19 protein-coding genes and 1 tRNA gene are annotated in these 19,451 nt (G+C 65.3%); 13 read left to right on the top strand and 7 right to left on the bottom strand.

Annotated elements, in window-relative coordinates; genetic code table 11:
• Position 1: 1 nt before the first annotated feature.
• Entirely contained in the window at positions 2 to 514 is a 513-nt protein-coding gene (secB, locus tag AC2D9V_RS05590) for a protein-export chaperone SecB (protein ID WP_484713034.1), read from the bottom strand.
• A gap of 55 nt (positions 515 to 569) precedes the next feature.
• Positions 570 to 1,043, bottom strand: a complete 474-nt coding sequence (locus AC2D9V_RS05585) for an FxsA family protein (protein WP_484713033.1) — start codon at positions 1,041 to 1,043, stop codon at positions 570 to 572.
• Between the two features lie 115 nt (positions 1,044 to 1,158).
• On the opposite strand from AC2D9V_RS05585, the gene AC2D9V_RS05580 reads away from it, so the two are divergent.
• The 3 genes from AC2D9V_RS05580 to AC2D9V_RS05570 are packed head-to-tail and all read left to right on the top strand — an operon-like array spanning position 1,159 to position 3,441.
• Positions 1,159 to 1,818, top strand: coding sequence for a Tim44/TimA family putative adaptor protein (locus tag AC2D9V_RS05580; RefSeq protein WP_484713032.1), 660 nt, complete (start codon positions 1,159 to 1,161; stop codon positions 1,816 to 1,818).
• A 12-nt stretch (positions 1,819 to 1,830) separates the two neighbouring features.
• Positions 1,831 to 2,853: a murein transglycosylase A gene (mltA, locus tag AC2D9V_RS05575; RefSeq protein ID WP_484713031.1), complete on the top strand. Its 1,023-nt coding sequence runs from the start codon at positions 1,831 to 1,833 to the stop codon at positions 2,851 to 2,853.
• A 3-nt stretch (positions 2,854 to 2,856) separates the two neighbouring features.
• On the top strand, positions 2,857 to 3,441 hold the full coding sequence (locus AC2D9V_RS05570) for a Smr/MutS family protein (RefSeq protein ID WP_484713030.1): 585 nt from the start codon (positions 2,857 to 2,859) through the stop codon (positions 3,439 to 3,441).
• Between the two features lie 6 nt (positions 3,442 to 3,447).
• Here the strand turns inward: AC2D9V_RS05570 and AC2D9V_RS05565 are convergent, their stop codons facing one another.
• Complete coding sequence (locus tag AC2D9V_RS05565; RefSeq protein ID WP_484713029.1) at positions 3,448 to 4,620, bottom strand: alpha/beta hydrolase; 1,173 nt, start codon at positions 4,618 to 4,620, stop codon at positions 3,448 to 3,450.
• A gap of 192 nt (positions 4,621 to 4,812) precedes the next feature.
• Here AC2D9V_RS05565 and AC2D9V_RS05560 point away from each other — a divergent pair, with 192 nt between their 5' ends.
• Positions 4,813 to 7,251: a DEAD/DEAH box helicase gene (locus tag AC2D9V_RS05560; RefSeq protein ID WP_484713028.1), complete on the top strand. Its 2,439-nt coding sequence runs from the start codon at positions 4,813 to 4,815 to the stop codon at positions 7,249 to 7,251.
• Between the two features lie 14 nt (positions 7,252 to 7,265).
• On the opposite strand, the gene AC2D9V_RS05555 is transcribed toward AC2D9V_RS05560, so the two are convergent.
• The 3 genes from AC2D9V_RS05555 to AC2D9V_RS05545 all read right to left on the bottom strand — a co-directional run bounded on the left by AC2D9V_RS05555 (position 7,266) and on the right by AC2D9V_RS05545 (position 10,967).
• Complete coding sequence (locus AC2D9V_RS05555; RefSeq protein WP_484713027.1) at positions 7,266 to 8,051, bottom strand: 3'(2'),5'-bisphosphate nucleotidase CysQ; 786 nt, start codon at positions 8,049 to 8,051, stop codon at positions 7,266 to 7,268.
• Positions 8,038 to 9,381 carry a TldD/PmbA family protein gene (locus tag AC2D9V_RS05550; protein ID WP_484713026.1) on the bottom strand — a complete coding sequence of 448 codons (1,344 nt, stop codon included), beginning with the start codon at positions 9,379 to 9,381 and terminating at the stop codon, positions 8,038 to 8,040. Before AC2D9V_RS05550 ends, AC2D9V_RS05555 begins: the two co-directional genes overlap by 14 nt.
• A gap of 77 nt (positions 9,382 to 9,458) precedes the next feature.
• Positions 9,459 to 10,967: a DUF2125 domain-containing protein gene (locus tag AC2D9V_RS05545; protein WP_484713025.1), complete on the bottom strand. Its 1,509-nt coding sequence runs from the start codon at positions 10,965 to 10,967 to the stop codon at positions 9,459 to 9,461.
• 103 nt (positions 10,968 to 11,070) lie between these two features.
• Between AC2D9V_RS05545 and AC2D9V_RS05540 the strand changes: the two genes are divergently transcribed.
• Genes AC2D9V_RS05540 through msrA form a run of 4 tightly spaced genes read left to right on the top strand, consistent with a single transcriptional unit; the run spans position 11,071 to position 14,494 of the window.
• Positions 11,071 to 11,688: an enoyl-CoA hydratase/isomerase family protein gene (locus tag AC2D9V_RS05540; protein ID WP_484713024.1), complete on the top strand. Its 618-nt coding sequence runs from the start codon at positions 11,071 to 11,073 to the stop codon at positions 11,686 to 11,688.
• Entirely contained in the window at positions 11,685 to 12,632 is a 948-nt protein-coding gene (speB, locus tag AC2D9V_RS05535; RefSeq protein ID WP_484713023.1) for an agmatinase, read from the top strand. Before AC2D9V_RS05540 ends, speB begins: the two co-directional genes overlap by 4 nt.
• Before the next feature lie 3 nt (positions 12,633 to 12,635).
• On the top strand, positions 12,636 to 13,829 hold the full coding sequence (locus AC2D9V_RS05530) for a BaiN/RdsA family NAD(P)/FAD-dependent oxidoreductase (protein ID WP_484713022.1): 1,194 nt from the start codon (positions 12,636 to 12,638) through the stop codon (positions 13,827 to 13,829).
• Between the two features lie 56 nt (positions 13,830 to 13,885).
• Positions 13,886 to 14,494, top strand: coding sequence for a peptide-methionine (S)-S-oxide reductase MsrA (gene msrA / locus AC2D9V_RS05525; RefSeq protein WP_484713021.1), 609 nt, complete (start codon positions 13,886 to 13,888; stop codon positions 14,492 to 14,494).
• A 76-nt stretch (positions 14,495 to 14,570) separates the two neighbouring features.
• Here msrA and AC2D9V_RS05520 read toward each other — a convergent pair.
• A tRNA-Leu gene (locus AC2D9V_RS05520) sits at positions 14,571 to 14,655 on the bottom strand.
• 135 nt (positions 14,656 to 14,790) lie between these two features.
• On the opposite strand from AC2D9V_RS05520, the gene AC2D9V_RS05515 reads away from it, so the two are divergent.
• The 5 genes from AC2D9V_RS05515 to AC2D9V_RS05495 all read left to right on the top strand — a co-directional run bounded on the left by AC2D9V_RS05515 (position 14,791) and on the right by AC2D9V_RS05495 (position 19,441).
• Entirely contained in the window at positions 14,791 to 15,777 is a 987-nt protein-coding gene (locus AC2D9V_RS05515; protein WP_484713020.1) for a complex I NDUFA9 subunit family protein, read from the top strand.
• 4 nt (positions 15,778 to 15,781) lie between these two features.
• Positions 15,782 to 16,582, top strand: a complete 801-nt coding sequence (locus AC2D9V_RS05510) for an undecaprenyl-diphosphate phosphatase (protein WP_484713019.1) — start codon at positions 15,782 to 15,784, stop codon at positions 16,580 to 16,582.
• A 160-nt stretch (positions 16,583 to 16,742) separates the two neighbouring features.
• Positions 16,743 to 18,191, top strand: a complete 1,449-nt coding sequence (locus AC2D9V_RS05505; protein WP_484713018.1) for an NAD(P)-dependent oxidoreductase — start codon at positions 16,743 to 16,745, stop codon at positions 18,189 to 18,191.
• 121 nt (positions 18,192 to 18,312) lie between these two features.
• Entirely contained in the window at positions 18,313 to 19,008 is a 696-nt protein-coding gene (locus AC2D9V_RS05500; RefSeq protein WP_484713017.1) for a hypothetical protein, read from the top strand.
• Positions 18,998 to 19,441, top strand: a complete 444-nt coding sequence (locus AC2D9V_RS05495) for a GFA family protein (RefSeq protein WP_484713016.1) — start codon at positions 18,998 to 19,000, stop codon at positions 19,439 to 19,441. Before AC2D9V_RS05500 ends, AC2D9V_RS05495 begins: the two co-directional genes overlap by 11 nt.
• Positions 19,442 to 19,451: the final 10 nt, after the last annotated feature.

Raw genomic sequence — 19,451 nt, 5'->3', positions numbered from 1 at the left:
TTCAGTTCGGCTTTTCTGCAGGGACCGGCTGTTGAGCCTGTGCGCGACGTGCCAGCTCTTGGCGATACAGCGACAGGAAATCGACGGTATCGATAACCACAGGGGCAAATCCCCCCTCTCGCGTGATGTCGGCCATCAAGCGGCGCACAAACGGGAAAAGGATCCGCGGACACTCGATCAGAAGGAACGGGTGCAGCTGATCGTCAGCGATGCCCTCGATTAGGAACGATCCGGCATATTCCAGCTCCAACAGAAACAGGGTATCGCCGTTGGCCTTGTTGCGCGAAGACAGTTTGTACTTCGAGATTACTTCATACTGGTTGGGCAGCGAACGCTTGCGTGCGTCAAGACTTACCCCCAGCTGGACCTCGGGCTGGATGTCGCTTCCCGACAGGCCCTTCTGTACCGCCACGTTCTCGAAAGACATATCGCGAATGTATTGAGACAACACCTGCATCCGCATCTGTTGCGGCGCTGCGCTGGCTCCGTTCTCGGCCTGGTTTTCGTCAGCCATCTAGGACACTCCAGAAATCATCTGGGCGTGTTCCTAGCAGGTCAGGACCGCCGCCTCAATGCCGTGTCCAGCCCGACGGGGGCTGTTCACCGCCTGGGCCGGTGGCGCGGTTCCCGGCCCCAGGGGAAACCTCTGTCCAGTCACCTTCGATGGTCACGCTTGCTGTGCGCATGGCCTCGGCTTCGCGAAACCGGCGGGAAAACACCCCGACAAGGATGTTTTGCACCGGCGGGAGCAAGAGCAGGAGGCCGAGGAAGTCGGTAAAGAAACCGGGAAGGATAAGGAAGGCCGCACCCAGGATCGTCAGCGCCCGACCGGCGATGGGCGACAACGGGTCACGGAGGGCCTTGACGTCGCGGTCAAAGGAAATCGGCCCCAGTCGCGCCACCCGCTTCAGGACCAGCACCCCCAGCACAGCCGACAGCACGACCCACGCCAGCGTCGGCCAAAGGCCGATCGCTCCGCCGATCACCACGAACAAGGCAATTTCGATCAGCGGAAGTGCCAGAAATGCAAGCATAAGCCACATGTCGATTCCTCAGGGCTTTCCTGCCCCGCCTCTGGTAGACTTCACAGCAACAGCACCCTACATAAGGCCAACGGCGACGATCGCCAATCGGAACTCGAACCTTTCAGAGGCGCGCATGAACGGATCCCTGATCCAGCTCTTGGTCCTAGCCGGGATCGCCATTTTCCTTATCCTCAAGCTGAGATCCGTTCTTGGCACCCGCGAAGGTTTCGAAAAGCCGCCGATCCCGCTTGAGGACGTGCGCCCGCGCGTCCGCCGGGACTTCGAAGTGATCGAGGGTGGCCCTGATCGCGACATCACCGACCATGTGGCCGAAGGCTCGGATGCCGCCAAGGCTTTGGCCGCGATGAAACAGGCCGAACCGTCCTTCCAGGTTTCCCCTTTCCTCGAAGGTGCGCGCCAGGCCTACGAGATGATCCTCATGGCGTTCGAGAAAGGTGAACTGGACCGCATCCGCCCGTTCCTGTCCGATGAAGTTGAGGCCAGCTTCGGCGAAGCCATCGCTGCGCGCGAACGCGAAGGGCTGACGATCGAGGCCAGCTTCGTCGGAATGAAGGAACTTGCTCTGCAGGATGCGACTTTCAACAAGGAAAGCCGGATGGCAGAAATCTCCGTGCGATTCGTTGGCGAGCAAACCTACATCGTGCGCAACAAGGCCGGAGAGATCGTCGAGGGCAGCCCACGCGAGATCAAGAAGTCGCGCGACACCTGGACCTTCGCCCGAGCGATGGGCTCGGATGATCCGAACTGGCAGCTTGTCGCCACGGGCGATTGACGGCACCGTGGCATGGGCAGGGGCCTGCGCATCCTGGCGGTGGTTGCAGCGATGACGGCAGGTCCCGCCAAGGCCGAGCTGCTGGATTTCGAGGCGCTTGACGGCTGGCGTGAAGACCGCCACGCCGAGGCTCTGGTCGCATTCCTGAAGACCTGCGACCTGATCGACCAGCCCGACTGGGCTCCGCTATGCGCCGTTGCCGCCGACGTGCCGCAAGACGATGTCTCGGCCCGCAGCTTCTTTGAGCTTTTCTTCAAGCCGGTCGTTGTCGGCAAACCACCCGCCCTTTTCACCGGCTATTTCGAGCCCGAGCTTGAAGGCTCGCCGGTGCGGATCGGGCGCTTCCAATATCCGATTTACCGCCGCCCCCCCGAACTGCGCGACGGAACGCTTTACCATTCCCGCGAAGCGATCGAGAACGGCGCGATCTCAGGTCGCGGGCTGGAACTTGCCTGGCTTGATGATCCCGTGGATGTCTATTTCCTGCAGGTGCAGGGATCGGGGCGGATCAGGATGACCGACGGCACGGTGGTCCGTGTTGGCTATGCCGGGGCGAACGGGCATTCCTACCGGTCTGTCGGGCAAGAGATGGTCCGGCGCGGGACCCACAGCCTTGACCAGGTCTCGGCCCCCGAGATCGCGTCTTACGTTCGGTCCAACCCCGGAGAGGGAAGGGCCCTTCTCCACACCAACCCGTCCTATGTCTTTTTCCGAAAGATTGGGACGCTCGAGCCGAAGGATGGGCCAATCGGCGCGATGGGCCGGTCGATCACCACGATGCGCTCGGTTGCGATCGATCCGAAGTTCACGACCCTCGGCGCCCCCGTCTGGATCGAGAAAGATGGCCGCGAGCCGATCCGCAGCCTGATGATCGCCCAGGATACCGGCGGGGCGATCAAGGGCATGCAGCGGGCAGACATCTTCTTTGGTACCGGCGCCGGTGCGGGCCAAGCGGCAGGGACCATCAAGGATCCCGGGCGGATGGTGCTGCTTCTGCCCATCGACCGCGCTTTCGCCATGCTGGACGCCGACTGAGGGATGGCCCGCCGTCGTCGCCTTTCGTCAGAGGAAGAAGACCTCTGGCACGCGGTCGCCCGGACGGCGCGCGCCCTTCACCCCCCGCGCCCGCGCCCGCCGGAAGCTGACCCTCCGCCCCAGCCGCCCGCCTTTCACCACGCCAAGCCGCGGATTTCGCCTTTCATCCTAGGCGAAAAGACACGGATCGTCGAACGCAGGGACCTCGCCCCCGGACCAGCCGAGGTTCTGGGGAAGGCACCCTTGCAGATGGACGCCAAGACCCACGGAAAGATGACGCGCGGCAAGCTTCAGCCCGAGGCGCGGATCGACCTTCATGGCATGACGCTGGCCGAGGCGCACCCCGAACTGATCCGCTTCATCCTGAACGCCCATTCCGACGGCCTTCGGCTGGTCCTGGTCATCACCGGCAAGGGCAAGCGGCGCGACGATGGCGGCCCGATACCGCAGCGTGTCGGGGCCTTGCGTCATCAGGTACCGGGTTGGCTTCACCTGCCGCCCTTGGGTCCAGCCGTCCTGCAGGTGACCGAAGCCCACCAGAAACACGGCGGATCGGGCGCCTACTACGTGTACCTGCGTCGGCGCTGAGGCCGCCTATTCCGAAAGCTCGTCCCCGATCGCGACGACCGGAGCCAAGACCACCTCCGTAGCGCCACGCACAGTCAGGACGATACCGGGGAACAATCCGACACGCCCCTTTTGGTCCGAGGTAAAGGCTTCGTCGATATCCTCGATACCGCCGAAAAGGCTTATCAGCGCCGGGCTCGTGGCCAGGTTCATATGACCGGAGCCCGCGCTGAAGTTCTTTGTGTCCACATAGGTCACATCAAGATCGGCGATCCGGCTGACCTCCGACAGGTTGCCCAGACGCTCTGGCGCCCCTGAGATCCGCGCCGACAGGTTCAGGATCTGGTCGGCCGAGCTTCCGAAGATGACGAAGGGCTGCGGCAAGGTCCCGATGTCGCGGGCCTGCGACCGGAATACGTCGACATCGATGTCGGGTTGGATCAGCACGACGCTGCGCACGCGTTCGAGGCCCCGGTTGTCACGACTAAGGGCCATCTGGCGCAGCGTTTCCATGGTCAGGGCCGCCCCCAGCGAATGGGATACGATGATGATCTCCCTGAACCCCGCGGCCACCACCTCATCCAGCAACTCTTCCAGCCCGCGCCGGGCAAAGGTAGCGGAGTCGCGATCGTGGATGTAGCCCAGCGCCGAACCCCGCGACGGCCATGAATAATGCACGGCAACGGCCGGCACTTGCAGGTCGTGATGCATCTGGACGAAGCGGTAAACCCCTTCGGCCATGTTCACGTTGAAGCCGTGCACATAAACGACAGCTGTGGTCTGCCCTTCGCCTCGGACCTCCTGCGCAAGTGCGCTCCGGAAGGAGTCGGATGATGGGAACAGGACCTCTTTCGCAGTCAGAAAGTCCCGGGACGGGTCAGGCGCACGGGTCCGAGGTGGCCAGCTCAACTCGCCCGGTTCGCGATTCTCCGGGATCGAGATGTCATATTGCAGGAAGCTGAGTTGATCCGACCTCCCGAACCCGAACTCGCTGTTGTCCGGCGTGCGTGTGGTGCCGACAAAGATCGACGCATCAACTGCATTCGCACGATCCGGAGGGGCAGGGGTGAAACTGCCGCGCGGCGAACAGGCGGCCAGCAGCAGGAAAGCCAGGGCGAACAGGCTTCGCGAAACGGTCATTCTCGCCTCCACTCGGCCGCGGAACATCACGTCGCGAGGGGTCAAGGTCAAGTGGATCATTGGCCACGACCGGGCCTTCCACCGCGTCACGAACCCATCTCGGCATTTGGCCTATACAGCCTGTCCGGTTTCGGATACTGCGCCCGGACGGCCGAGGGTTCGGAGTCGTGGGCGAGGAGGCCCGGGACCAGGGGACGAGTGGCCGATCTGGCTTACCGGGTGCAGGACGCACCCCCCTTTGGGAAGACATCCATGACGACGATGAACGTGGCCGCGCCGTTGGCGCAGGCTTTGGCGGACAAGGGCTATGAAAGCCTGACCGCCGTGCAGGACGCCGTGCTGGTCGATGGCCTGGCAGGACGTGACCTTCTGGTTTCGGCGCAGACCGGCTCCGGCAAGACCGTGGCCTTCGGGCTTGCGATCGCGCCCGAGATCCTTGCCGGACAGGACGTGCTTCTGTTCGCAGACAAGCCCATCGCCCTTGCCATCGCGCCGACGCGCGAGCTTGCCCTTCAGGTCGCGCGCGAACTGGAATGGCTTTACGCCGGCGCACAGGCCAAGCTCGCCACCTGCGTGGGCGGCATGGACTATCGCACCGAACGCCGGGCACTGGAACGCGGCGCGCATATCGTCGTCGGCACCCCTGGCCGTCTCCGCGACCATATCGAACGCGGATCGCTGGACCTTTCCGGCATTCGCGCCGTCGTGCTGGACGAGGCGGACGAGATGCTGGACCTCGGCTTTGCCGAAGACTTGGAATTCATCCTCGCCGCCGCCCCGCCGGAACGCCGCACGCTCATGTTCTCGGCCACCGTGCCGAAGGAAATCGAAAAGCTCGCGGGCGAATTCCAGAAGGACGCCCTGCGCATCGTCGCCCAAGGCGAGGCGAAGCAGCATGTCGACATAGAATACCGCGCGATCTCCGTCGCCGTGCGCGACCGCGAACATGCGATCTTCAACGTCCTTCGCTATTACGAGGCGCGCACCGCAATCGTCTTCTGCAAGACGCGGGTGAACGTGAACCATCTTCTGGCCCGCATGGGCAACCGCGGCTTCCAGGTCGTGGCGTTGTCCGGTGAGCTCAGCCAGCAGGAACGCACCCATGCCCTGCAGGCCCTGCGCGACGGCCGCGCCCGGGTCTGCATTGCAACCGACGTTGCCGCCCGCGGGATCGACTTGCCGGGCCTGGAACTCGTAATCCACGCCGACCTGCCTTCGAACTCGGAAACCCTTCTCCACCGTTCGGGCCGCACCGGCCGGGCCGGGAAGAAGGGCGTCTCGGCGCTGATCGTCACCCCGGCGGAATACAAGAAGGCCCAGCGCCTTCTGGCTGGCGCAAAGGTCGTTGCCGAATGGGGCGCCGCCCCCGGTGCCGACGATGTGCAGGCGAAAGATGACCTGCGGATCCTGGAACATCCCGCGCTGACCGCGCCCATCGGTGACGATGTCGGCATCGCCGGCGAACTTCTGGAGCAGTTCGGCCCCGAGGCACTCGCCGCCGCCTTCGTCCGGCTCTGGCGCGAAGGGCGTTCGGCCCCCGAGGTCCTGTCCACCGACCTGCCCGTCCCGCCGCCATCGGCCCCGCGCGAACGCGGGGAGTTCGGGCCTTCGGTTTGGTTCCGCATTTCGGTCGGCCGCTCCGGCCGGGCCGAGGCGCGCTGGCTTCTCCCGAAGATCTGCGATGCGGGAAGCATCGCCAAGGACGGCATCGGCGCCATCCGCGTCCGCGAGGAAGAGACCTTCGTTCAGATCGCCGAGGCCCTCGCCCCGCGCTTTGGCGACCAGGTCGAACTCGACAAGGGTCTGACGATGGAGCGGATCGCGGGTGAGCCGGATTTCGACGCCCCGCGCAGCTTCCCCCGCCCCGAACGGCGTGATCGTCCAGAACGCCCCGAACGCCGCGAGCGGAGCGAAAAGCCCGCCTATACGCCGAAGCCGCCCCGGGTGGTCGAGGATGCCGTGGCCGAGGCACCGGCCCGCGAATATGCGCCGAAGCCCAAGGCGAAATACGAAGAACGTCCGCGCGTTGCTCCGGTCGAGGCGCGGCCCGACTGGAAGGAAAAGCGTGAGGACCGCCCCGCGCCCAAGCCATATGCCGAACGGGCCCCGCGCCCCGAAGGCGACGCCCAGGATCGCCCGAAAAAACCGCGCTGGACGCCGGACCAGAAGGCCGCCCCGCGTTCCGCAGGCTTCAAGAGCCACGGCGGGTCGCCCGACAAGCCGGGCCGTGCCGCGGGGTACAAGAGCCACGCTGCGGAAGGCACCGGCTACAAGCGTCGCGAGGATGGCGATCGCAAGCCTTATGCCCCGAAATCCGAGGGCTACAAGCCGCGCAGCGAAGGCTACAAACCGCGCGAAGACGGCGATCGCCCCCGCAAACCCTATGCCGCCAAGGGCGAAGGTTACACGCCCCGCGCCCCGCGCGAGGATGGTGACCGCCCGGCCCGCAAGCCCTACGCCCCGAAAGGCGAAGGCTTCAAGCCGCGTGAGGACGGGGATCGGCCCAGAAAGACCTACGCCCCCAGGGGCGATGACGCCCGTCCCTTCGTGAAGCGCGACGGTCCGGCCAAGCCGGGCGGGTTCAAGAAGCCCTTCGACAAGGGTGCCGCCCCGGCACGCCCGGCAAAGCCGAAACCTGACGCTAGGGACACCTCCAAGCGTTTCGTACCGCCGAAGGGACCGAAGCGCTAAAGGTCCGCTCCGGATCAGGTCCGGGGCGGGGTCAACCGCCGCAGCGCCTCTGCATGCGGCGCGGAGGGTAGCGCCAGGACCCCCTCGGCAAAGGCACGCTCAGAGTTGAACCGCAGGTCCGAGCCGTGCCGGTCGGTCACGGCCAACCCGGCCTTCTCAGCAATCAGGCTTCCTGCCGCGATGTCCCATTCCCAGGCATCACGCAGCGTCAGCATTCCGTCGAACCGCCCTTCCGCCGCCAGACACAGCCGATAGGCCAGCGAGGCGCGGAAGTGCCGCTCGATCCCGGGCACCCCGCCGGGCCATTTCTCGGGTGCAAGGTTTGCCTTGGTGGTCAGCACATGCGCCCCCTCCAGCCGGTCGCGCCTGCTGGAGGTGATCGGCTGCCCGTCCTTAAGGGGCCCCGATGTTTCCGCGGCCACATAGATCCGGTCCAGCGCCGGCAGGAACACGACCCCCGCCGTCACCTTGCCTTGCCGCGCCACGGCCAGCGAATGGGCAAAGGTCTCTTCCCCCGCAATGAAGGCGCGGGTGCCGTCGATCGGGTCGACGATGAAAACGCAGTCACGCGCCAGCCGCGTGGGATCGTCCGGGGTCTCCTCGGACAGCCAGCCATAATCGGGCCGCGCCGCCAGAAGCCGGGCTTTCAGCATGTCGTTCACTGCAAGGTCGGCCTCGGTCACCGGGCCGTGCTCGCCCCCCTTGTCCCAGACCTGCGGGTTCCGCCGCCAGTAGCGCAGCGCGATGCGCCCCGCCTCGCGCGCGGCGTCGGTCAAAAGCGCGAGGTCACGCTCCGGCAAGGGTCATCCCGTCGACCAGCAGCGACGGCACCCGGGTGGACAGATGCGCCCGGGCATCGTTCGCCGGGATGATCCGGAGCAGCATGTCGCGCAGGTTGCCGGCGATGGTGCACTCATGCACCGGGTGCGAGATGCGCCCGTTCTCGACCCAGAAGCCAGAGGCACCGCGCGAATAGTCCCCGGTCGTTGGGTTGATCGTCGACCCGATCATCGAGGTCACCCAAAGCCCGGTCCCCATCTGCGCCAGAAGGTCATTGCGGCTGTCTGACCCCTGGGTCAGGTCGATGTTCGTCGTCGCGGGCGAAGGCGGCGCCCCGGTCCCACGGGATGCGTTGGCGGTGGACGCCATCCCCAGCTTTCGCGCGGTAGCAAGGTCCAGCACCCAGCCGGTCAGGACGCCCCCTTCGACAATGGCCCGGCGCCCGGTCGGCAGCCCCTCGCCATCGAAGGGCCGGGACGCCGCGATGCGCGGGCGGTGCGGGTCCTCGATCAGCGACAGGTTTGCCGGCAGCACCGGCTTGCCCAGAAGATCACGGGCCCAGCTCGACCCCCGCGCGATCGAGCTTCCGTTGATCGCCGACAGCAGGTGGCCGATCAGCGAACTTGCGACCCTTTCGTCGTAAAGCACCGGGTAGGTGCCGGTGCGTGGCTTGACCGAGCCTATGCGTTGCAGGGTCCGCTGGGCGGCAAGGGTCCCGATCCCCTGCGCGTCCGGCATGTCGTCTGCGTAGACCCGGGACTCCCCCGCATAGTCGCGCTGCATCTCGGTGCCTTGACCAGCGAAAGCCACGGCTGACAGCGAGGTCGAGGTCCGGCCATAGCCACCGGAGAACCCGTTGCTGGCGGCAAGATGCAACTGGCGGCGGCTGTAGGCAGCGGCGGTCTCGACCTGGGTGATCCCCTTCTCCTCAAGGGCCGCAGCTTCGACCGCGCGGGCCGAAGCCTCCAGCCGGTCCGGCTCCGGTTCCGCCGCCGGGTCGGCAAGGTCAAGCGTCGCCAGATCCCAGTCCCGCGCCAGCTGGGACGGGTCGGCCAGACCGGCATGCGGATCCTCGGGCGCCTCGCGCGCCATTGCGACAGCGCGCTCGGCCAAGGCCTGGATCGTGGCCGCCGAGGTGTCCGAGGCCGAAACGCAGGCCTGCCGACGACCCATCAGCACGCGCAATCCGATTTCGATGTTCTCCGACCGCTCAGCCTGTTCCAAGGCACCCTTGCGGATCTCGATCGACAGGGCGGTGCCGGACACCGCCAGCGCATCCGCACTGTCTGCCCCGGCGCGGCGCGCGGCATCAAGCAGGGCAGAGGTCAGGTCTTGCAGGCTGGCGGTCATGGTGCGGTCCTCGGTGACATCGGCTGACGTAGTCCCGCCCACGTCCTGGCGCAAGCCCGCAGCGCCCGCTCTTGCCCCTACTGCAGCTGCTGCCCGTTCGCGAAAAGCCCGCCATCCTTGAACTCGATGACCGAGGTCACCTGATCGGGCTCGGTACCGGGACGGGTGAACACGCCCAGCATCATCCGCGCGCCCATCGCCTGGTCTTCCGGCAGGATGCCCATCGCGATCAGGTTGTCGATCAGCTTGTTCACACCCCTGATGTCCACGTTGATCGTGCCAGTCGGGGCTGGCATCCCCTGAAATGTCGTCGCCCCCGAATTGTCGACCTCAAGCGCCCCGCTTGCGGCCACCTCGGCCCCTGCCGCCTTCACCCGGACCTCCGTCAGGTCGATCGTGTCGATCTGGCCCGGAGGCTCCATCCCGTCCATTTCCGCTTCCGGGTCCATGATGTCCTGGAACCAACGACCGGTGCCCTTGACGTCAACAACAATCGTCGCAGGATCGCGCGACAGGACGGCCGCCGGGTCGAAAAGACCCCAGACGTCGTCCGAGATCGTCAGGTCGACTACCTTGGTCAGATACGCAAAATCCTGCGGCATGTCGGACTTCGAGGCGGGCACCAGCACGTTGAACGCGGATTCAGCAAAGCCGACGACCACTTCCGGGAACGGGATCTCAGCGCCCGAGATGGAAAAATTCGCCCCGCTTAAGGATGAGCCGTAGTTCACCCGCTCCTTGTCCAGCGCCAGGACAAAGCCGCCACCCGTGGCCGCCCCCTTGATGACTGTCGGCCCCGCGGCCTCGGTGATGTTGGCGTCCAGTGCCATGGCCCCGAAGGACATGTTCGTATCCGTGGCAAAACCGCTGTTCAGCGCCGTCGACATGTTGGCCATCAGCTCGGCGCCAAGCAGGTTGCCCTTGGTCGCGCCCTTCAGGTCGGCCAACGACAGGGTCATGGTCCCGCTGCCCGAGTCATCCGGGCTTGCCCCCGAAAGGTTCAGCGTGAAGGCGTCTGAGGCAAAGCTGCTGTCGACCCTCGTCGCGTCTCCCTCGGACGCAACAAGGTAGCGGGCGGAGGTCCCCGTCAGCGTGACATCCGCCTTGGTATCCAGCACTGTTCCCGCCTGATCCTTCACCTCGTCCAGAACCACCGACACGGTTGGTGCGGTGAAATCATAGCTGGTTTCGGTCGCAGATCCGCCGGCGATGATCGACAGGCCCGGCTGGTTCACCGTCAGCTTCATCGCTGACGGCCCTTCGCTGTCCGCCGGGAAGGCCAGCTTCATCGGATAGCTGTCCGATATGGTCACCGTCACCGTGCCGTCGCCGTTGTCGGCAAAGACGATGCTATCGATACTCGCTGAAAAGCTGCCGCCAAGGTCGTCGGTGTAGGTCAGCACGGCACCGGTCACCTCGACCGACCCGTCGGTTTCCGCCACGTTGTCGACCGTCAGTTCCTGACCCGCCGAGGTGACAAGCGCCTGCCAGTTGCCCCACACCTCTGCCGGCGTCACGTCGGCAGATGCGGCTTGTGCCAGAAGGACAAGCGAAAGCGCCGTGGTGCTGGTCAACATCCGGGACATTGTTGTCGCCTTTCCGGTTGAAGGGTGTGCCTCATCCTTTCTATCACCTGCCAAAGCGTCAAGTCAGTCCCCTCGGGCCAGGATCAGCGGAAAGCAAACCAAGATGATCAGCATCGACCGCGAAGACGGCATCACGATCCTGCGGCTGGCCCGCAGCCAGAAGGCCAACGCATTGACCGAAGAGATGCTGGTCGACCTCAGTACCGCCGTGTCAGAAGCAGACACCCCGGCGCTGATCCTGACCGGCGAGGGCAAGGTCTTTTCCGCCGGCGCCGATCTTGACGGCATGAAGGCCGGCCTCGGGGGAAGCCCCGCATGGGAGGCGCTTTCGTCAGCGATCGCGGACTATCCTGGCCTGACCATCGCTGCGCTCAACGGCACGCTGGCCGGTGGGGCCATGGGCATGGCGCTTGCCTGTGACCTTCGGATCGCCGTCCCCGCCGCGCAGTTCTTCTACCCAGTCATGCGCCTTGGCTACCGTCCGCAGCCCTCCGACCCCGCTCGGCTTGCCGCCCTCGTCGGCCCTTCCCGGGCGCGCATGATCCTTCTGGCCGGCCAGCGCATCGGGGCGGAAGAGGCGCTGGCCTGGGGTCTGATCGACCGGATCGTTGCCCCCGATACGCTGATCGACAGCGCAAGGGCCCTTGCCGTCGATGCCGTTGCCGCCGATCAAGGGCATCTCCACGCGCTGAAACGGATGACGAAAGGGGAAAGGCCATGAGCCACGGATACGAAAGCGGGCGGCTGAACCTGCCCTTTGTCGGCATTTCGACCTTCGGGAAGAACCCCTACCAGCCGGACTGGTCGAAGATCGACGCCGACTTCGCCATCCTTGGCGCCCCCTTCGACTTCGGCACCCAGTGGCGGGCAGGGGCGCGTTTCGGGCCGCGCGGCATCCGCGAGGCCTCGACCCTCTTTTCCTTCGGCCACGCCGGGGCCTACGACCATGAGGATGACGTGACCTACCTCGAAGGGGTCCGCATCGTCGATATCGGCGACGCCGACATCGTCCATACCGACACCGAAACCAGTCACGCCAACATCGAAAAGGGCGTGCGCGCCATCCTCGCCGCGGGGGCGGTGCCGGTTGTCCTAGGCGGCGACCATTCGATCAACATCCCCTGCATCCGCGCCTTTTCCGGCCGGCCGATCCACATCGTCCAGATCGACGCGCATCTCGATTTCGTCGATGTCCGCCACGGTGTCCGCCACGGCCACGGCAACCCCATGCGCCGCGCGGCCGAGCAGGACCATGTCACCGGCCTGTCGCAGCTAGGCATCCGCAATGTCAGCTCGACCGCGAAAGAAGGGTATGAGGCCGCCCGCGCCATGGGGTCCGACATCCTGTCAGTCCGCCAGGTCCGCAAGCTGGGGGTCGAGGCCGTGCTGGCCCGGATCCCCAAAGGCGTCGATTACTACCTGACCCTCGACATCGACGGCTTCGACCCCTCCATCGCCCCCGGCACCGGCACGCCCTCGCACGGCGGGTTCCTCTATTATGAGGTTCTGGAGCTGATCGACGGCCTGACGAAACAGGGCCGGATCGTGGGCATCGACCTGGTCGAGGTCGCGCCCGACTATGACCACACCGGCACGACCACCATCCTTGCCGCGCAGATCCTTCTGAACACCATCGGCCGGATCGCCCACCGGACAAAGGGCTAGGACTTGGACGCGCTCGTCATCGGGGCTGGGCCTGCCGGTCTGATGGCGGCGGAAGAAATGGCCCGCGCCGGTATCCCGGTGGTGGTCTGCGAGGCCAAACCATCGATCGGGCGGAAGTTCCTGATGGCCGGGAAATCCGGGCTGAACGTCACCAAGGACGAGGACCCGGGCGTTTTCGCCACCCGCTACGATTCCCCTCACCTCCGCCCGATGCTAAAGGCTTTCGGCCCGGCCGAGGTGCAGGCCTGGTGCCGCGCTCTGGGGCAGGAGGTCTTCACCGGTTCATCGGGACGGGTCTTTCCGGTGGCAATGAAGGCCTCGCCTCTCCTCCGCGCCTGGGCCGAACGGCTGTCGTCACAGGGGGTAGAAATCCGCACCCGCTGGCGCTGGGCTGGGTTTCACGGTGAAGGCTTCCGGTTCGAGACTTCCACCGGGACGCAGGTCCTGCGCCCGAGGGTCACCGTGCTCGCCCTCGGCGGGGCCAGCTGGCAGCGCCTCGGGTCGGACGCCGCCTGGGTTCCGTGGCTTGCTGGGCGCGGTGTCGGCATTGCGCCGTGGAAACCCGCGAATATGGGCTTTCACGTCAACTGGTCAGCGAAGATGGCCCCGCATTTCGGCAAGCCGGCGAAGGGAGTATCCCTAAAGGCCTGCTCGTCGAGCCCGTCAGGCACGCACGAAGTGCTCGAGGAGCATCGCGGTGAGTTCGTCATCTCGGCCCGTGGGATCGAAGGGGGCGGCATCTATGCAGTCTCCCGCCACCTGCGCGACGGTGGCGAGCTTGCCCTTGATCTCTTCCCGGATCTGTCCGACCACCAGATCGCCGAACGACTTGCCCGCCGGAAATCGGGCGAAAGCGTCACCAATCAGCTGCGCAAGCTGGGCCTCGACGCGGCGCAGGTGGCCCTGGTGATGGAGTTCTCCCGTGACGCCCCCTTTGCCCGGCTGAAACACCTGCCCATCCCCCTCGCCGGTCCCCGCCCGCTGGACGAGGCGATTTCGGTTGCCGGCGGTGTGAAATGGTCTGCGCTGACCGAAGACCTGGAGTTGAAGGCCCTTCCGGGTGTCTTTGCCTGCGGCGAGATGCTGGACTGGGAGGCCCCGACCGGCGGCTATCTTCTGACCGCCTCTTGGGCGACAGGGCGCTGGGCCGGGCAGGCAGCTGCAAGATCACTGGTGCGTGACGTCACGGCAGGGTGAGTGGACGTAACGCGACCTCTGACCCAAGCCTTGCCATGGCAGGAACGGAGTGGATCATGTGGAAACTTGCAGCGGCCCTGACGCTTGGCCTGACTGGGGCAGCTTCGGCCGAGGTGCAGAAGGCGGTGGTCGCCGGCGGCTGCTTCTGGTGTGTGGAGTCCGATTTTGAGGACTTGCCGGGCGTGCTGGATGCCGTCTCGGGCTATACCGGCGGCACCTCCGAAAACCCGACCTACAAGGACCACGACGGGCACTACGAGGCGGTTGAGATTACCTTCGACAGCGCGGTCATCTCCTACGAGGACCTGATCGCCAAGTTCCTGCGCTCGGTCGACGTGCTGGATGACGGCGGGCAGTTCTGCGACCGCGGGGACAGCTACCGGACCGCGATCTTCGTCCTTGACGAAACGCAACGTCAGTCGGCGGAAGCCGAGGTCGCGCGGGCCGAGGCCACCCTTGGTCAGGCGATCGTGACACCGGTGCTGGATGCAAGCCGCTTCTGGATCGCCGAGGACTATCACCAGGATTATGCCAAAGGCACCGGCATCGTCCTGACCCGTGCCGGCCCGAAGTCGCAGGCGAATGCCTACAAGTTCTATCGCAAGGCCTGTGGCCGCGATGAACGGGTCAGGGAGCTATGGGGGGCCCAGGCCTTTCCCGGGTGACACGGGCGGGTGCGGGAAAAAAGGCTCCCGAAGGAGCCGCATTTCAGGATGTCCCACCCCGTGTTGCGGGTAGGAATGGTGCCCAGAAGAGGACTCGAACCTCCACGCCTTGCAGCGCTGGTACCTGAAACCAGTGCGTCTACCAATTCCGCCATCTGGGCACTGATGGGCGATGTAACGACCCCCCTTGGCAGAGTCAACGGCCCCGCCTGCAAATTTCGCCGCAGCCGATTGGCCTTGCCCGGTGGGGGCGCCGGGGGTATTCATCCGGCCAGTTTCAGGCATGAGGTCGGCCCATGGGCAAGCTTGTCACCATCTTCGGCGGGTCGGGTTTCGTCGGTCGTTACATCGCTCGTCGCATGGCGAAAGAGGGCTGGCGCGTCCGCGTTGCCGTCCGCCGCCCGAACGAGGCGCTGTTCATGCGGCCCTATGGCGTTGTCGGCCAGGTCGAGCCGGTGGCCTGCAACATCCGCGATGATGCTTCGGTCCGCGCCGCGCTGCAGGGCGCCGATGCGGTGGTGAACTGCGTGGGCATCCTGAACCGGTCGGGAAAGAACACGTTCGACGCCGTCCAGGCCGAGGGCCCCGGCCGGATCGCCCGGATCGCCGCAGCCGAGGGGGTGTCGACGCTGGTCCATGTCTCGGCCATCGGGGCGGATGCGCAGTCGGACAGCAACTATTCGCGCACCAAGGCGGAAGGCGAGGCGGCGGTGCTGGCCGGGTTTCCGTCCGCGGTCATCCTCCGCCCCTCGATCATCTTCGGGACCGAGGACGGGTTCTTCAACCGTTTCGCCTCGATGTCCCGCCTTGGTCCGATCCTGCCGGTCGTCGGGGCGAACACGAAGTTCCAGCCGGTCTATGTCGATGACGTCGCGCAGGCCGCCGTTAAGGGCGTTCTGGGTCAGGCGGCGCCGGGGATCTACGAGCTTGGCGGGCCCGAGGTTGACACCTTCCGTGGGCTCATGGGCCGGATGCTGGATGTCATCAAGCGCCGCCGCGCGGTCGTGAACGTGCCGTTCTGGGTGGCAAACCTCATGGGATTTGTCTTCGATATGGTGCAAGCGGTGACGCTGGGGCTGATCGAGAACAAGATGATCACCCGCGACCAGGTGCGGAACCTGCGGCGCGACAATGTCGTCTCGGCAGGCGCGAAGGGGCTGGCCGACCTTGGCATCCAGCCCACCGCGATGGAAGCGGTTCTCCCCGATTACCTCTGGCGTTTCCGCCCCTCGGGCCAGTTCGCGGCGATCAAGGAATCGGCAAAGAACCTGAAGAAGGCCTGAGCGGTTGGACACAACCCTGACCGCCGCCTTCCTTGGCCTTCTGGAAGGATTGACCGAGTTCCTGCCGGTCTCATCGACCGGGCACCTGCTGCTTGCCGGGCACTTCCTTGGCTTCGAGTCGAAGGGCAAGACGTTCGAGGTGGTGATCCAGTTGGGCGCGATCCTTGCGCTTGCCTCGGTCTATGCGGCGACGGTGCTGCGGATCCTTGTCCGTGCCCCGCATGACGACGCGGCGCGGCGGTCCATCGTGTCGATCCTGCTGGCCTTCTTTCCGGCGGTGATCGTGGGCCTTCTGGCGCATGACTTCATCAAGAATGTCCTTTTCGAGACCCCGATGCTGATCGCAGTCATGCTGATCCTTGGCGGTTTCGTCCTTCTGGTCATCGACCGCATCGCCCCTGCGCCGGTCCATCACGATGCGCTGGCGCTGCCGTTCGGGAAATCCCTGGCGATCGGCTTCTGCCAGTGCCTTGCGATGATCCCGGGCGTCAGCCGGTCGGGTGCGACGATCGTGGGGGCGCTGATGATGGGGGTCGAAAAGCGCGCGGCGGCGGAGTTTTCGTTTCTGCTGTCCCTGCCCACGATGGGTGCGGCGGTGGCCTATGACCTGTTCAAAAACCGCGATGTGCTTGATTTCGGGGCCATTTGGGAAATCGCTGTCGGCTTTGCGGTGGCCTTCGTGACGGCCCTTTGCGTGGTGCGCTGGGTGCTGAGCTACATCAGCCGGAACGGCTATGCGCTGTTCGGTTGGTGGCGAATCATTGTGGGAAGTGCCGCACTGCTGGCACTTTCGCTGGGGTTCTAGGTAGATTTGGAACGTGTGCTGACCTAATTTCAGATCGATACGTCAGTTTTTCTGCCTCATCCCGAAAGAAACCCGCAATTAGGTAAACTATACTGACTTTTATGTTGCGCGGAACGCCTGTATGAGGGCGGTCCGAAGTCGATTTCCATGAGGCGCAGCGATGGCCACGCAGAAGATGCTGAAATTCGTCACCGTCGGGAAGGAAATGCCCGAAAAGCGTGACGCATCCTCGCGTGCGCAGGATTTCCACGAGATTTACCGCGAGTACGCGGACCAGAAGGCTGCCGAGCAGGCCGGGCGCTGCAGCCAGTGTGGCGTGCCTTACTGCCAGTCGCATTGCCCCCTGCACAACAACATCCCCGACTGGCTGAAGCTGACCGCCGAGGGGCGGCTGCAAGAGGCCTACGAGATCAGTCAGGCCACCAACACCTTCCCGGAAATCTGCGGCCGCATCTGCCCGCAGGACCGCCTCTGCGAAGGAAACTGCGTGATCGAGCAATCGGGCCACGGCACGGTGACCATCGGCAGCGTCGAGAAGTACATCACCGACACCGCCTGGGAGGAAGGCTGGGTCAAGCCGATCCGCCCGCATGCCGAACGCCCCGAAAGCGTGGGCATCATCGGTGCGGGTCCGGGCGGCCTTGCGGCGGCGGACATGCTGCGGCGGCAGGGCGTGCAGGTCACGGTCTATGACCGCTACGACCGCGCGGGCGGGCTGATGACCTATGGCATCCCCGGCTTCAAGCTGGAGAAGGACGTGGTCGAGCGCCGCAACGCCCAGCTAGCGGACGGGGGCGTGAACTTCGTCCTGAACTGCAACGTGGGCGAGGACATCACCTTCGACGCGATCCGGGGACAGCATGACGCGGTGCTGATCGCGACAGGCGTCTACAAGGCGCGGGACATCGAAGCGCCGGGCGTGGGCGCCAAGGGCATTGTCAAGGCGCTGGACTATCTGACGGTGTCAAACCGCAAGGGATTTGGCGACGATGTTCCAGCCTTCGAGAACGGCGAGCTGAACGCCAGCGGCAAGCGTGTTGTCGTCATCGGCGGTGGTGACACCGCGATGGACTGCGTGCGCACCGCGGTACGTCAGGGGGCGCTTAGTGTGAAGTGCCTGTACCGCCGCGACCGGGCGAACATGCCGGGCAGCCAGCGCGAAGTGCAGAACGCTGAAGAGGAAGGCGTTGAATTCGTGTGGCTTTCCGCGCCGAAGGGCTTCACCGGCGGCACCGAGGTGGATGGCGTGATGGTCCAGAAGATGCGCCTTGGCGCACCGGATGCGACGGGTCGTCAGACCCCGGAGGTGATCGAGGGCGCGGACTATGTCGAGCCCGCCGACCTTGTGATTCAGGCGCTGGGGTTCGAGCCCGAAGACCTGCCGACGCTCTGGGGTGTGCCGGAGTTGAAGGTCACCCGCTGGGGCACGATCAAGGCCGATTTCCGCACGCACGAGACCAATCTGCCGGGCGTCTATGCGGCGGGCGACATCGTGCGGGGCGCCTCGCTGGTCGTCTGGGCGATCCGCGACGGGCGCGAGGCGGCGGAAGCGATCCTTGGCTACCTGGCGCAGACCGAAGCCGGGGCCGGGGCGGTGGCGGCGGAATAGTGAATGAAAGCCTAAGCGTCTTCCTTGTGTCTTCCACGCGTCTTCCTTCTGTCTCTACGCAAGGGCGACATCCGAAACTAGAAACGTCAGAAGTTTTGACCTGATCCGAAGCAAAACGACAATGCGGACCTGCCTGATCCTTGCCAGCCTGACCCTGACGGCCGCCCCCGCGCTGGCCGGCAACTGGGCCGTGCCGGAAGGGTGCGAGGCCTTCATGACGGTTCAGTCGAAGGCTTGCCGGGTGTCGCACTACTACAAATGCGTGGCCGACGCCCCCGGCGACCAGTGGCGCGTCGACATGGATCAGGAAGGGCCGTTCTTCCTTTCGCGCATCGATGTCGAAGCGCAGTGGGTGGAAAGCTACGGCCCCGAGCGGCAGGTCCTTGACCCGTCGCCTGCCGACCCCGCCAATTTCTCGGAACTTCTATCCAGCGGCATCGACACCTGGGATTTCACCCAGACGCGGGACGACGGAACCGGGATCAGGGCCGTAGGCTATGACCGTCTGACCGGCCGGACCATGACGATCGACGGCATCACCCTGAGCGAGACAGAAGTCGACTTCACCGAATACGACCTGTCCGGAACCGTCCTGCGCCGGTCGCGCGGGAACGAATACCTCCACCCGGAGTGGCGGATGTTCTTTGCCGGACCGGGCGAGACGGACCTTGGCGATGGCCGGTGGCTGCCGATCGACGGCAGCCCGGTGGAGTTCATTTTCCCCGGGGAAGAAGGGTTCCTTGCGTCCCAGCCGAAGTATGATTGCGACGCGCTGACGGCGGAACTTCCGGTCTGGAGGGTAAGCCATGAGCCTTGAGCGTGACGGCGGCTGCCTTTGCGGTGCCGTGCGATTCAAGGCGCGGCTGACGGGCACGAACTTCGGTGTCTGCCATTGCCCGATGTGCCGGAAATGGACCGGCTCGGCCCTGCTGGGGATCACGGTTCCGGCGGGGAACGTAGACTGGACGGGCCTTGATCATGTGGCCAAGCGCCAGTCCAGCGCCTGGGGCGAGCGGGCGTGGTGCGCCGACTGCGGCTCGCACCTCTGGTTCCGGGTGACGGTGGATGGTCCCTATGCGGGCAACCTGGAGCTGCCGGTCGGCACGTTTGACGATGCGAACGGGCTGACCATGACGAACGAGATCTACATCGACCACAAACCCGACAGCTACGCCTTCGCAGGCAGCGGTCGGCAGGTTTTGACGCGAGCGCAGTGCGTGGAAAAATTCCCGCTTCTGGCCAGTGAATGAAGGAGAGGCC

The sequence above is a fragment of the Tabrizicola sp. T46 genome (genome assembly GCF_057219895.1).
Note: the sequence above shows the minus strand (reverse complement) of the source record. Positions and strands in the feature narration are given on the sequence as shown.

Excerpts from the sequence above, each read along its gene's own strand:
- AC2D9V_RS05540 (WP_484713024.1), top strand. The coding sequence starts at position 11,071 with ATGATCAGCATCGACCGCGAAGACGGCATCACGATCCTGCGGCTGGCC.
- AC2D9V_RS05585 (WP_484713033.1), bottom strand. The coding sequence starts at position 1,043 with ATGTGGCTTATGCTTGCATTTCTGGCACTTCCGCTGATCGAAATTGCC.
- AC2D9V_RS05545 (WP_484713025.1), bottom strand. The coding sequence starts at position 10,967 with ATGTCCCGGATGTTGACCAGCACCACGGCGCTTTCGCTTGTCCTTCTG.
- mltA (WP_484713031.1), top strand. The coding sequence starts at position 1,831 with ATGGGCAGGGGCCTGCGCATCCTGGCGGTGGTTGCAGCGATGACGGCA.
- msrA (WP_484713021.1), top strand. The coding sequence starts at position 13,886 with ATGTGGAAACTTGCAGCGGCCCTGACGCTTGGCCTGACTGGGGCAGCT.
- AC2D9V_RS05570 (WP_484713030.1), top strand. The coding sequence starts at position 2,857 with ATGGCCCGCCGTCGTCGCCTTTCGTCAGAGGAAGAAGACCTCTGGCAC.
- AC2D9V_RS05500 (WP_484713017.1), top strand. The coding sequence starts at position 18,313 with ATGCGGACCTGCCTGATCCTTGCCAGCCTGACCCTGACGGCCGCCCCC.
- secB (WP_484713034.1), bottom strand. The coding sequence starts at position 514 with ATGGCTGACGAAAACCAGGCCGAGAACGGAGCCAGCGCAGCGCCGCAA.
- AC2D9V_RS05515 (WP_484713020.1), top strand. The coding sequence starts at position 14,791 with ATGGGCAAGCTTGTCACCATCTTCGGCGGGTCGGGTTTCGTCGGTCGT.
- AC2D9V_RS05565 (WP_484713029.1), bottom strand. The coding sequence starts at position 4,620 with ATGATCCACTTGACCTTGACCCCTCGCGACGTGATGTTCCGCGGCCGA.
- AC2D9V_RS05550 (WP_484713026.1), bottom strand. The coding sequence starts at position 9,381 with ATGACCGCCAGCCTGCAAGACCTGACCTCTGCCCTGCTTGATGCCGCG.
- speB (WP_484713023.1), top strand. The coding sequence starts at position 11,685 with ATGAGCCACGGATACGAAAGCGGGCGGCTGAACCTGCCCTTTGTCGGC.
- AC2D9V_RS05580 (WP_484713032.1), top strand. The coding sequence starts at position 1,159 with ATGAACGGATCCCTGATCCAGCTCTTGGTCCTAGCCGGGATCGCCATT.
- AC2D9V_RS05560 (WP_484713028.1), top strand. The coding sequence starts at position 4,813 with ATGACGACGATGAACGTGGCCGCGCCGTTGGCGCAGGCTTTGGCGGAC.
- AC2D9V_RS05505 (WP_484713018.1), top strand. The coding sequence starts at position 16,743 with ATGGCCACGCAGAAGATGCTGAAATTCGTCACCGTCGGGAAGGAAATG.
- AC2D9V_RS05495 (WP_484713016.1), top strand. The coding sequence starts at position 18,998 with ATGAGCCTTGAGCGTGACGGCGGCTGCCTTTGCGGTGCCGTGCGATTC.